The organism is Macrococcoides caseolyticum (genome assembly GCF_002902665.1).
GTDB classification, from domain to species: Bacteria; Bacillota; Bacilli; order Staphylococcales; family Staphylococcaceae; genus Macrococcoides; species Macrococcoides caseolyticum.
In genome coordinates this window covers 1-13,222 of sequence record NZ_PPRM01000007.1, presented here as the reverse complement: position 1 = coordinate 13,222, position 13,222 = coordinate 1, and the positions used below count along the sequence as shown (strand labels likewise).

12 protein-coding genes are annotated in these 13,222 nt (G+C 36.6%); 2 read left to right on the top strand and 10 right to left on the bottom strand.

Translation table 11 applies throughout. The annotated features are described in order from the left end of the window. Window positions 1-5 precede the first annotated feature (5 nt). Entirely contained in the window at window positions 6-788 is a 783-nt protein-coding gene (locus CD152_RS01500; protein WP_103214276.1) for a ClpXP adapter SpxH family protein, read from the top strand. Between the two features lie 324 nt (window positions 789-1,112). Here CD152_RS01500 and pepF read toward each other — a convergent pair whose 3' ends face one another. The 4 genes from pepF to spxA all read right to left on the bottom strand — a co-directional run bounded on the left by pepF (window position 1,113) and on the right by spxA (window position 5,201). Beyond that, window positions 1,113-2,921 (bottom strand): oligoendopeptidase F, encoded by a 1,809-nt coding sequence (pepF, locus tag CD152_RS01495; protein WP_103214275.1) that lies wholly within the window; start codon window positions 2,919-2,921, stop codon window positions 1,113-1,115. Between the two features lie 35 nt (window positions 2,922-2,956). Further along, window positions 2,957-3,952 carry a competence protein CoiA gene (locus CD152_RS01490; protein ID WP_103214274.1) on the bottom strand — a complete coding sequence of 332 codons (996 nt, stop codon included), beginning with the start codon at window positions 3,950-3,952 and terminating at the stop codon, window positions 2,957-2,959. A gap of 65 nt (window positions 3,953-4,017) precedes the next feature. Next, window positions 4,018-4,680: an adaptor protein MecA gene (gene mecA / locus CD152_RS01485; RefSeq protein ID WP_012656520.1), complete on the bottom strand. Its 663-nt coding sequence runs from the start codon at window positions 4,678-4,680 to the stop codon at window positions 4,018-4,020. A gap of 125 nt (window positions 4,681-4,805) precedes the next feature. Next, the gene (gene spxA / locus CD152_RS01480) at window positions 4,806-5,201 is read right to left on the bottom strand and encodes a transcriptional regulator SpxA (protein WP_103214273.1); all 396 of its coding nucleotides are present in this window, start codon (window positions 5,199-5,201) and stop codon (window positions 4,806-4,808) included. A gap of 420 nt (window positions 5,202-5,621) precedes the next feature. On the opposite strand from spxA, the gene trpS reads away from it, so the two are divergent. Then, complete coding sequence (trpS, locus tag CD152_RS01475; RefSeq protein ID WP_101041786.1) at window positions 5,622-6,614, top strand: tryptophan--tRNA ligase; 993 nt, start codon at window positions 5,622-5,624, stop codon at window positions 6,612-6,614. A 162-nt stretch (window positions 6,615-6,776) separates the two neighbouring features. Here the strand turns inward: trpS and CD152_RS01470 are convergent, their stop codons facing one another. The 6 genes from CD152_RS01470 to opp4A form a co-directional block, all read right to left on the bottom strand. Beyond that, the gene (locus CD152_RS01470; protein WP_101030483.1) at window positions 6,777-7,028 is read right to left on the bottom strand and encodes a DUF2087 domain-containing protein; all 252 of its coding nucleotides are present in this window, start codon (window positions 7,026-7,028) and stop codon (window positions 6,777-6,779) included. 214 nt (window positions 7,029-7,242) lie between these two features. Next, window positions 7,243-8,160, bottom strand: a complete 918-nt coding sequence (gene opp4C / locus CD152_RS01465; RefSeq protein WP_101030481.1) for an oligopeptide ABC transporter permease — start codon at window positions 8,158-8,160, stop codon at window positions 7,243-7,245. A gap of 10 nt (window positions 8,161-8,170) precedes the next feature. Further along, window positions 8,171-9,136: an oligopeptide ABC transporter permease gene (gene opp4B, locus CD152_RS01460; RefSeq protein ID WP_101030478.1), complete on the bottom strand. Its 966-nt coding sequence runs from the start codon at window positions 9,134-9,136 to the stop codon at window positions 8,171-8,173. Further along, window positions 9,117-10,121, bottom strand: a complete 1,005-nt coding sequence (locus CD152_RS01455; protein ID WP_101030475.1) for an ABC transporter ATP-binding protein — start codon at window positions 10,119-10,121, stop codon at window positions 9,117-9,119. The genes opp4B and CD152_RS01455 overlap by 20 nt, the downstream gene beginning before the upstream one ends. Then, a complete protein-coding gene (locus CD152_RS01450) occupies window positions 10,121-11,119 on the bottom strand; it encodes an ABC transporter ATP-binding protein (protein WP_103214272.1) in 999 nt (332 codons plus the stop codon). Before CD152_RS01450 ends, CD152_RS01455 begins: the two co-directional genes overlap by 1 nt. Before the next feature lie 58 nt (window positions 11,120-11,177). Next, a complete protein-coding gene (opp4A, locus tag CD152_RS01445; protein ID WP_103214271.1) occupies window positions 11,178-12,911 on the bottom strand; it encodes an oligopeptide ABC transporter substrate-binding protein in 1,734 nt (577 codons plus the stop codon). Window positions 12,912-13,222 lie beyond the last annotated feature (311 nt).

Sequence of the window (13,222 nt, the reverse complement as noted above, 5' to 3'; positions counted from 1 at the left end):
ATACAATGAATCATTTACAGCTTGTACGCGAAAAACAATATGAACCATTGATGTCTAAGAAGAAAATTGAAATCTATTCTTTCTTCGATCCCTTCTGTAAGGACTCATGGCAGATGAAATCGTTACTTCGTAAGCTACAAATAGAATATAATCAGTTTGTCGACATTAGGCAGATTCTTCTGCCTAGCTTGAAAGTACTCACTAAATGTCAGGCGCAAAGTACGACAATCGATGATAATATCGCACTTGCATTTAAAGCCGCTGAACTGCAAGGTCGCAAAAAGGCTGCACACTTTTTAAACTACATCCAGAATGCCATCATGCCTAAACAGGATATCATCACAAAAGAACTGATACTCCATTCAGCGGACAAAGCAGGGATTGATGTTGAAGTATTCTTAGAGGATATAAAAAGCAGTCACGTGACCACATCGCTAAAATGCGACCAGCATATTTCGAACGAAATGGATGTCAACTATACACCGACACTTGTGTTCTTCAATGAAAACTTCGAAGATGAGGGGTTGAAGGTGGAAGGCATTCAGAACTATTCAATCTATACGTATATTATCAGTGAATTGATGGATGTTCCTATAGAAAAAGAACTACCACCAAAACTCATGGACTATATCAACGAACAGGAGCTCGTCAGTGAATCAGAGCTCGAAGTCATCTATGAATGGCCGAAACCTCTGCTCATCAATGAACTACGTAAATTAAAGATGCAACGATTAATAGAAGATGTCCATTATGACCATGATCTTTTTTGGAGAAAATCCAGTATATAAAATTTATAACTAAAGATAAATCACCCGAACACTACGTATCCTCAGTAGTGTTCGGGTGATTTTATCTACTATATGTTAACTTTAAAAAAAGGCATAAAAAAATACCGTGTCTGTATACACGGTATTAAACAAAGGGGATGGGAGAAATCTTTCACTCAAACAAAGGGGTATGTTTGGTATGTGATCAATTTCATGTATAAAATATAACATGTGTGATTATTCATTTCAACGTTTTTGTCTATCGTTCACAAAATAGACATATTGTAAACGATTTCACAAAGTCTTTGCATCTTTATGCTGCCACACGTGTCTGTTCGCGAGTGTTTACGACCTTGATTTAATCAATGCTTCAAAAGCATCCAGACGTTCTTCAAATACTTTGCATGCATTTTCAATTGGTGTTTTTTCGTTCATATCGACACCTGCTTTCTTCAGCACTTCGATCGGATAATCAGAACTTCCGGCTTTCAGGAATTCATTGATATACTTATCAACAGCGGGTTGTCCCTCTTCTAAAATCTTCTTACTTAAAGCGTATGCCGCACTATATCCTGTTGCATATTGATATACATAGTAATTGTAATAGAAGTGTGGAATTCTGCCCCACTCATACTGAATATAGTCATCCGTAATTACAGCGTCACCGTAATACTTCTCATTTAACTTGCGGTACTCTGCGTTTAGTCGCTCTGCTGTCAACGGTTCATTCTGTTCAGCAAGTGTATGGATTAAATATTCAAACTCTGCAAACATTGTCTGTCTGAACACTGTACCGCGGAATCCATCTAACTGGTAGTTCAGTAAATAGAGCTTCTTCTTATCATCGTCCAGATGCTTGTACATATAATCAGCAAGCAATGCTTCGTTACAAGTTGAAGCAACTTCCGCTACGAAGATAGAATAGCCTGACATATTAGATGGCTGATTATTTCTTGAGAAATAACTATGTGCACTATGTCCAAATTCATGCGTCAAGGTAAATGTATTGTTCACACTATCTGTCCAGTTCATTAAGATGAATGGATTAGTACCGAACGTACCTGAAGAGTATGCTCCGCTTCTCTTACCCTTATTCTCATAAACATCGACCCAGCGATTCGTTAATCCTTCTTTGATGACATCTGTATATTCTGATCCCATCGGTTCTAAACTTTTCAGCATCCACGCTTTCGCTTCTTCATACGTCACTTCGAATTTCTCATCCTGAATTACTGGCGTGTACATATCATACATATGCATTTCATCTAATCCGAGTAATTCCTTACGCAGCTTCGTATAGCGATGTAATAAATGGAGATTATCATTCACTGTCTGCACTAAATTATCATAAACCGATTCGGGGATATCATTGTTAGACAGCGCCTGTGCACGTGCACTTTCGTAGTTTCGAACTTTGCTTGAAAATACACTTGCCTTCACTTTACCTGCTAATGTCTGTGCTAACGTATTATTAAACTGTCCATACTTTGAATACACTTCTTTATATGCATTCTCTCTTAATACACGGTCATCTGATTCTAGATATGTAATATAGTTGCCATGAGATAATGGTAAGCTGTTTCCTTCTTTATCCTTGACGTTATCGAACTTCAAGTCAGCATTGTTAAACATACCGAACGTATTTGTCGACGCAGATAATGCCTCAGAGGCTTCTGCAAGAATCTTCTCTTCACTTTCACTTAATACGTGTGGACGCTTCTTATTGATACGCTCTAGATCAAATGCGAAACGTTTCAAGCCATCCAGTTCAGCAACATAGGATTTTAATGTCGCTTCATCAATCGATATCAATTCAGGCAGCATAAAGCTCCAGCGTGCACTGAACTGGCTTGCTAAATTTGCTGCGCGCTGTTCCAATGCTGTGTACTTCGCATTGGAAGTATCCTGGTCATGTTTTAAGTGCGCGTATACATAAACTTTCCCGAGCTGTTCATCGATTTCAGCATCTAATAGCAATGCTTCTAATAAGTTTTCTGCACTATCACCGATTTTCCCTTTTATTTCTTCTTCTCGACCAAGGTATCCTTCAAGCTTCTTGAAGGCACGTTCCCAATCTTCATCACTTGCAAAGATTGTAGTTAAGTCCCATGTATTCTCTAATTTCTGTTCATCTCTTGTAATCAGTTCTGACATAAATAGCCTCCTAAAATAAATTTATCTTAATTTTCTCATTTTTCTACAGAAATTGCACGTATTTTCTTCGATATTCGATAATATTCTTGTAAAATATGTGTGCATAAAGAAAGCTCATGACGATAACACTTGACTGCAGGATGAATATTCAATACCGAATTGAATGCCTCTAATGTAAACGCATCATGAGATACCATACGTTGTAGCTCCAGCTGCCAATAGATTGGATGCGCATTCAACAGCATCTGCTCAGGCAGGATGATGCGATACTGTAAAGGTATATCGTCCTTACGAATATTCAGCTGATAGAGTGCACTTAATGTCGGTTCTAATACAGAGCGTTTCGCAATGCAGTTTCTCACATACTGCTCCACGTCTCTGTCGTTCATCACCCTATGTTCCGATTGCAGTAGCGAATGTGTCATATGATAGAAGAGTACTTCCTTCGATTGAACTGTAAATCGCTGCACCTTATATTTAAAACGCCCCACTACTTGCTGAATCTTCAGTGCATAAAATGTTTCACCTGCAATATCCAGTACAAATAAAGTATGTGACGGATAATAGATCAATGACTGCTGAAAATAATTCAATGTCAATATATCTTCCTCTAACTTAACCGAATGATAGTCGGTAATCCAGCATACTTTCATATCGAGCGACTGATAGCCTGCTGTCCTGCTTGCAATGATATGCGCTGGGATTACTGATAGCTGAAGTTCTAATGCAACGCCTTCTTTAAGTAGAATATCAGGAATCTGTTCAATTTCGCTAATAAAATATTCAAGTGATGCATGATGCGCTCCGAACATGCCGTATAGCATATATTTCCCTTGCAGATGACTAAGCGATTCTTTACGGTAGACATTGCTGAAACAATCATATATCGAACGATGTGAAAAATGAGGGATCTTCATAGCGCCTCTTCTCAGCACAACCTTCTGCTGACACACCGGACAGTAATAATCAGCATTACGCTCTGCAAACTGTGCTTGTACTATTTCTCCGTTACTATTCATCGCCTGAATCAAAAACAGCACCTCCTGATAATATATATCAGAAAGTGCTGTTTTGATTCTATAAGATTTTGTAAAGATTACTGTTTAAAATACTGCTTCACTTGACGCTTTACGTTGTGACTCATCACAATCTTACCGTATTCATCCAGCTGTTCATGAGAAATTTGTGTCTCATTCGCATATTCCAGCAGATGTGCAATATAACTATGAATCGCATCTTCTGACATATGGTCATCGAACTCTACATAGTAATAATATTTACCTTCATACATATACAATAAGTCTTCAATGTCTACATCTTCATAATTATGATAACTAAACTGAATCACATCTTCCAGATCGTCAAAGTGTACAATAAAGAACTGTTCTGTCGATTCTTCTGACGCACGCATAAGTAAATCGCGTAGTTCAGAATCGCTGTGCATTGAATTATTAATAAAATCATTCACTTTCTCATCTATATTTAAGTCACTGTCATCTTCTGGTAACTGCAGATCATCATTCTTAGATTTTGTTACAACAACCTCAATTCCTTTATCAAAGGCATGGACTTGTATCCATAAAGGGCCATCGAAAAAGAAATCCTCTTCCTGATTAACCTCTTCCATCACAGACCAGAAGAATTCCTCACCTTTCTTGCGGCTCGTCCACAGATCATCACGTTTGAAACCACGCGCTTCAATATCAGTATATGTCAAATAAAATTTTAAAGTTGATTCATTCACTCGCTCTATTCTCATGAGTCATTCCTCCAATCCTATGTATGAATGGTAATATCATTGTACACGAAGAAAAGATTTCCTACAATAAAACTGTTTATAAATAGAGGTACCTGCAAATGCAGGTACCTCTATTTACATCGATATTAATCTACCATACGTTGTGCTTCTAATAATTGGAATGTACGTACCTTACGTGGTAAGAATCTTCTGATTTCATCTTCGTTGTATCCAACTTGTAGACGTTTCTCATCTAAAATAATCGGACGACGAAGTAATCCAGGATTCTTCTGAATAATATCATATAAATCTTGTAATGGTAATGAATCGATATCTACATTTAATTTCTGGAATGTCTTAGAACGTGTAAAGATAATTTCATCTGTACCATCTTCTGTCATTCTTAAAATCGCTTTAATCTCATCAATTGATAAGTTTTCTGAAAAAATATTACGCTCCGTATACGGAATGTCATGTTCTTGTAACCATGCTTTCGCTTTACGGCAAGATGTGCAACTTGGCGAAGTAAATAATGTTACCATACATCTCACTCTCCTAATTGTTTAGATTTATCGGTTAGTTCTTTCATACGAGGTGTGTACTCTACCTATATACCCGAATACTAGGACGTTAAACATATGATTTGACAAATCTTTAAATTATTTGTCTTTCCTAACCTGATAATGTCATTATAATACGTAAACATTAAAATTAAATGAGAATTCTCTAATATTTTAAAAAGATTTTATGCTAATTTCAGATAATTCACATTTTTGCCTTATTTATATCTTAAGCAAGAATCTAAATAAAACTTTTAATATTTACACTTACACTATACACCCATCAAACAATAATAACAATACGTTTTCATAAAGTTTCACAATCGTCATATTTCGATAATATGTATTTTGTAGTACAATGAATAATAATATAGAAGAAACTTAATCAAAGGAGTTAATCAAATGGAAACATTATTCTCAGGTATACAGCCGAGTGGGGTTCCGACAATCGGTAACTATATCGGCGCATTGAAGCAATTTACAGAGATACAGGATGAGTACGACTGCTATTTCTGCATCGTTGATCAGCATGCTATCACAGTACCACAAGACAAAGCGGCACTACGTAAGAACATCCGCTCACTCGCAGCCCTTTACTTAGCAAGTGGACTCGACCCAGAAAAAGTGACACTCTTCATTCAGTCAGAAGTCCCCGCACATGCTCAGGCTGGATGGATGCTGACTACTATCTCATCAATCGGCGAATTAGAACGTATGACACAATATAAAGATAAAGCAAAGGACCGTAAAGAAGGCATACCTGCAGGATTACTCACATATCCACCACTAATGGCGGCTGACATTCTTTTATATGGAACGAACATCGTACCTGTTGGTGAAGATCAGAAGCAACATCTGGAATTAGCACGCGACTTAGCAGAACGCTTCAACGCACGTTACAACGACATCTTCACAATCCCTGAGATACGCATGCCTAAAGTCGGTGGCAGAATTATGAGCTTACAGGAACCGACGAAGAAAATGAGTAAATCTGACAGCAACACGAAAGGATTCATCTCATTACTGGACCCGCCAAACACTGTCGCTAAGAAAATTAAATCAGCAGTAACAGACTCGGACGGAATCGTGAAATATGATAAGGAAAACAAGCCAGGTATCTCGAATCTCCTCAGCATCTATTCAATATTTACCAGTAAGCCAATCGCCGAACTTGAAGCAATGTATGAAGGCAAAGGATATGGCGACTTTAAATCTGATCTTGCTGACGTCATGGTTAAGTTTATTACGCCATTCCAGGAGAAATATGAATATTATATGAACTCTGAGGAATTAGACAGAATATTAGACGAAGGTGCTGAGAAAGCACGTAAGAAATCATTCAAGATGTTAAAGAAAATGGAAAACGCAATGGGACTCGGAAGAAAGAGAAAATAAGTTAAAGTTCAATTAAGAACGCCTGAACCGGTGATGGTTCAGGCGTTTTATATTGCGCCCGGACATACTCTGGTAAGTACAATGGATTATTTCATATTCTACATATTCCTATTATAATTTCTTGCTCAAATTTTGAACTTTCAGTGCAAACAGATCGTCACCTCACTTCACTCTTTCATAGCTCTTCCCGTCATCTGTTCTTTTTAAATAACCGTAATCTACCATGTATCTTCTGATTATTGCATAATCATCATAAAAACGTTTTATCACTTCATTAATTTCTTTCTCTGAATATGTTTTTGATGCATCAAATAACGTGACAAACCAATTAAAGAGAAGAATCTTATCTTTCTCTTTTTTAGGTATTTGTACAAGTTTATTATCTTTTAAAAATCTTAACCTTAAATCTTCCATATAAACCTCCTTATAAAAATAAGCGACTGATTATGTTATCAGTCGCTCATTTTCAAAGTACTAAATCAACTTACGATCACGTTCAATGATTTCTTCTTCAATTTCGATCTTTCGTTCTGTGATTTCTTCTTCAGACACTTCCTGTTCTGTAATCAGTTCGTCTTCATCATAACGAATTTCTATGTCATCGTGATGTTCTGTTATATTATCACCTCTATCGATTTGATTTAGGGTTCATTGCATCTTTAATACCTTCACCGATGAAGTTAATACAAAGGATTGTTACTGTAATCGCAATCGCTGGTGGCATCCAAATCCATGGTTTCCCGCGCAGGATATCCCCTTCTTGCGCGTCAGATAACATATTCCCCCATGTCGGTGTAGCTTTATCGATACCGAATCCTAAGAAACTCAATCCTGCTTCTGCTACAATCTGTACTGCGAATAATAATGTTGCCTGTACGATAATAACGCTTAAGATGTTCGGGAATAGGTGTTTGAATAAAATCTTATATGTTGGTGTTCCGATTGATTTTGCGGCTAAAAAATATTCATTTTCTTTCTCCTGCATCACTTTACCACGTACGAGCCTTGCAATTCCGACCCATGACAATGCGATTAATACTGCTGCTAAGATCATTGCTGATCCGTATGGGTTTTTAATCTTATCGCTGAATGTTGCGTTTAATACGATTGCGAATGGTAAGAATGGGAATAACATTACGAACTCAGTGAAACGCATGAGTATCGTATCTACCCATCCACCGTAGTATCCTGAGATCATTCCAATCAATACACCAATAAGGAGTAATCCTACTGTTGTTACAAGTCCAAAGATTAATGATACGCGTCCTGAGTATAACAATCGGCTTAATATATCACGTCCACCGGCATCTGTTCCTAACCAGTGTTCCGGACTCATATCACCTTTAATAAGTACTAAGTTCTGAAGATTCGGATCATATGGTGCGATAAGGGGCGATAACAATGAAATAATAAAAATCGTCAATAAAGTTATCAATGCGCCCATCGCAAGTTTATTTTTCATAAATTTTGCACGTGCAATTTGCAGAGGTGACTTGGCTACTTTTTTAGGTTTTAAGTTTACTGTTTCAGTTTTTACTGTATTCATAGTCATCCTCCTAGTTACTCTTAATTCTTGGGTCTACAATACTGTATGCGATATCTGAGATTAAGTTCGCAAGTAACCCTAAGAAAGAGAAGAATAGTAATAACGCCATCATCAGAGGATAATCTTTACCACTGATTGAATCTACGAGTAATTTTCCGATACCCGGATAAGAGAAGATTGTTTCAGTGATAACTGCTCCACCAAAGATTGACAATACATCTGCTCCAAAGAAAGTAACGATTGGAATTATCGAGTTTCTTAAGATATGTTTATTATAAATCTTAGACTTAGATAATCCTTTTGCACGTGCTGTTCTTGTATAATCCTTACGTGAATTTTCAATGATATCATTACGTAGAAACTGAACATAGCTTGCTGTAGATAAAATCCCCAATATTGTTCCTGGTAGTATTGCATGGTATAGCTTACTTAAATAATATTGTAATGAACCATTTTCAAGCCCGATTGCTACTGATCCTGAAAATGGGAACCAACCTAATTTGAATGCAAAGATATAGATTGCAAATACACCAGCTACAAATGACGGTACAGCAAGCATGAGATAATTAAAGAATTGAACTACATAATCTATAAACGTATAAGGCTTACGTCCAGAAATGATACCTAATGGAAATGCTGCAAGATATGTAATAATTAAAGTGACCACACCTAACAGTATTGTATTCGGCATTCTTTCTTTTATTAAATCAATAACTGGTCGCTTATAACGAATAGAATCACCTAAGTCTCCCTTAATTACGTTCTTACCCCATTTAATGTATTGTACATGAATCGGATCGTTTAGCCCAAGCTTTTCACGCTGTGCTTCAATATATTCAGATTTAGCATTTTTAGGATCACCCATCCCAGTAAATGCATCTCCTGGTTGAAGTTTCGAGATTCCAAAGATGACAATAGATGTTAAGAATAGTAACGGAATCATTAATAATAGACGTCTAACGATTAACTGAATCATCTACAAAGCTCCCTTCTTCAAGCAAGATACAAGATGCATAGTGTCGTTCGCTCACCTGTACACTTCTCGGTTTAATCGTCTTACATTCTGCTTTTGCTACAGGACATCTCGTATGAAACGGGCACCCTGACGGCGGATCTGCTGGAGAAGGCAGATCGCCTTTTAATATAATACGTTCTTTACGTTTTTCAGGATCAATTTCAGGAATCGCTGAAATCAATGCTTTCGTATAAGGGTGCTGAGGGTTATTATATACTTCATCCGCTGGTCCTTGTTCTACAAGATGACCTAAATACATAACACCAATGTAATCACTCACGTGTTTAACAACGCTTAAGTCATGCGCGATGAATAAGTAGCTTAAATTGAATTCCTTTTGAAGATCATCCATAATATTCAATACTTGGGACTGTACAGATACGTCTAATGCACTGACGGGTTCATCGGCAATAATTAGTTTCGGCTTCAGGGCAAGTGCACGTGCAATCCCAATCCTTTGACGTTGACCTCCTGAGAATTCATGCGCATAACGGTAATATGCATCTTCATTTAATCCTACGCGGTTAAGCAAATCTTTTACTTCATCTTCAATTTCACTCATTTTCTTTCCATAATAGTTACGAATCGGTTCACCTACGATGTCCCCGACCATCTGCATCGGATTAAGCGACGCATAAGGATCCTGGAAGACCATCTGAAATCCTTTACGTGCTTCTCGCAGATCTTTTCCTTTTATGTTTGTAATATCCTGTCCAAGGAAATTGATTGTTCCATCTGTCGCCTCATGCAGTCGTAATATCGTACGACCTGCAGTAGACTTACCACATCCTGATTCTCCAACGAGACCCATCGTCTCACCTTCTAGAATCTTGAATGAAATACCATCCACTGCTTTGACATGGCCGATTGTATGTTTAAAGAATCCACCTTTAATTGGATAGTGCTGTTTTAAATCTTTTACTTCTAATATCGTCTTCTTTTCCATTACCTTACTACCTCCTCTTTTACGTCATTATAAAGGTGACAATACGCAATATGTCCTTCTTCAAATTCAGACGCTTTAGGGGTATTTGTATAGCAATGTTCCATAGCAAATGGACATCTTTCTGCAAAACGACATCCTTCAGTTCTTAATTCTGTGATGGAAGGCACGATACCTTTAATTGTTTCAAGACGTTCCACTTCTTCATCTAATTTCGGAATAGATTTAAGCAGTAACTGCGTATAAGGATGTTTCGGATTCTTAAATACTTCAGAAACTTTCGCTTTTTCTATAATACGGCCTGCATACATTACGGCCACCGTATCACATACTTCTGAAATTACGCCTAAATCATGAGAAATAAAGATAATTGACATATCCGTCTTTGTCTGAACATCTTTCAGTAATTCTAGAATTTGAGCTTGAACAGTTACATCTAAAGCCGTGGTAGGTTCATCAGCAATGAGTAAGCTTGGCATACATGATATAGCGAGCGCAATCATAACACGCTGACGCATGCCACCTGATAGCTGATGGGGGTATTCATCAACAATCTTGTCCGCACGCGGAATTCCAACTTGTCTTAATAACTCTATTGCACGTTCTCGTGCTTCCTGTTTATTTAACTTTAAATGTAATTGAATCATTTCAATCAACTGATTACCGATTGTGAAAACTGGATTTAAAGAAGTCATCGGCTCCTGGAAGATCATCGAAATTTCTTTACCACGAAATTTGTTTATTTCATCTTCAGTTTTCTTTTCAATATGTTCACCCTTATATATAATTTCTCCTCCAGATATTCTAGAAATTTTCTCAGGGAGTAATTTCATTAGTGACATACTAAGCACAGATTTCCCACATCCTGATTCACCAACGATACCCATCACTTCGCCGCGATCTATACTAAATGATACGCCATCAACCGCATTGTAGAACTTATCTTTGATATCGAATCCAACCTTTAGATCATTAACCTCTATAATTCTTCTATCACTCATATTCTCCCACCTTCATTCTTTCTTAAAAAAAACCTCGATAAGGATCGAGGTTTTTTTATTATTTCTTGTCTTCTACAGCCCATTCATAACGTGGATTTGTACCTTTAAGTGATACTTCAAAGTTTTTGACTCGATCATTAACTACCGTAGTATCTACTAATTCCGCCATAGGAATAACTGGTAATTCTTTGTTCATTAATTGTTGCCATTTCACGTATAAGTCTTTACGTTTTTCTTTATCTGTTCCAACTTTGTCGAAGTCTAATGCATCATCTAATAATTTATCAGATTCTGGATTATTGTAACGAGACTCATTCCAAAGTGCATCTGAACGATATAATCCTGATGGGTCTGGATCAGCGCCTTGAGACCAATTTCTGAAATACACTTCCATACTTTTATCTGCATTCTCTAAATCTGTATTAAACTTACCAAATTCAACCATTTGAACTTTTGTTTTTAAACCAACTTTTTCCCAGTAACCTTTTAAAGCTGCAGTTCGTGGTTCAAATGTCGGATTAGATCCTGCATAATGTTTCAAGTTAACTTCGAATGGTTTACCTTGAGGATCCTCACGGAAGCCATCTCCATCTTTATCTTTATATCCTGCTTCATCCAGTAATTTTTCTGCTTCTTTTGTATCATATTTATAATCTTCTAACTTATCTTTATCCGCTGCTACCCAGTGATTAGATGGAATTAAACTATTAGTTTTTTCTCCATAACCATATAAGAATGCTTTAATCCATTCGTCACGATTAATTGCATGCGCCATCGCTTTACGTAATCTTACATCTTGGTATTTCGGACGTTCTTTTCCGATTTTCATCGTCTTTTTATCATAATCATTTAATACAAATCCAAGAATCATGTAGCTTGTTGAAGGTGATTCTAAAACTTTAAGTTTTTCATCTCCAGATTCTTTAACCTCTTTGGCAATTGGTGGAGTAACAGAAGCCATATCAACTTCTCCACTTTCTAATGCTTGGGTTAATGAAGTCTGTTCAATTACACGTAGGTTGACCTTATCGATTTTTGGTTCGCCTTGCCAGTAATCTTTGAACTTTTCAAATTCAACAGACTCACCGTCAACAATCTTTTTAACTTTGAAAGGTCCAATACCAATTGGATTTTTACGAACTTCTGCTGATTTCCCCATATCCTTTACTGGAATATCTTTAAAAACTTTCTCACTGATAGGAGCGCCTGTCCATAAATTTAATAAATTATTTACTTTCTTCTTATCAAAAGTGATTTCTGCTGTATAGTCATCAATTTTCTTGATACCTGATACAGTATCGGCTTTGCCATCGTGCTTTTCTTTAGCACCTTTAATATCTTCCACACCAGTATAACGAGGACCATCGTAATCTTTATCCGCTAAAGTTTCTAAAGTGAAGATCCAGTCATTAATTGTAAATTCATTGCCATCTTGCCATTTAATACCTTTTTTAACTTTGAATTCATAAGTTTTACCGTCACCTTTATCTTTCCACGAAAGAATTTTAGGCTTAATCTCTAGTTGATCGTTAAAATCTACTAATCCATCATTGAAATAACTAATAACTTCTGTATCTCCCGTACTTCCTGCAAAGATAGACTGGAAGTTACCTTCTGGTGGTGCAGTCAGCCCTACATTTAAAGTCCCGCCTTTAGCGTCACTTTTTTCTGTTTTACCACTTTTTGCACTTGTCTTGCCCGTATCTTCATTCTTCTTACCGCCACCACATGCAGCAAGTACTAAAACTAATGCAAGCATTAAAATACTGAAAAACTTAAACTTTCTCTTCATGTTATACCCCCCATATTTGAATTAAAGTTGGAATCTATACTTATCGTGTTAGATTTTCCATTATATGAATAAATATTATATTCATATAATGGAAAACCCAATGAATAATGTACGAATTCCGATATAAATTATTAGCTTAAATAAATTATATTTATTTCAGACAATTCTGTCAACGTAATTTTTCAGATTTTTTACTTTTCGTACTTTTAATTTATACTCTTTCGTTTGTCAAAATAAGCTAGACAATTCCTCATCTTCGATGAAACTCATAAATACTTCCAATGGTGTTTTATAGCCCAGCGATTTTCTGG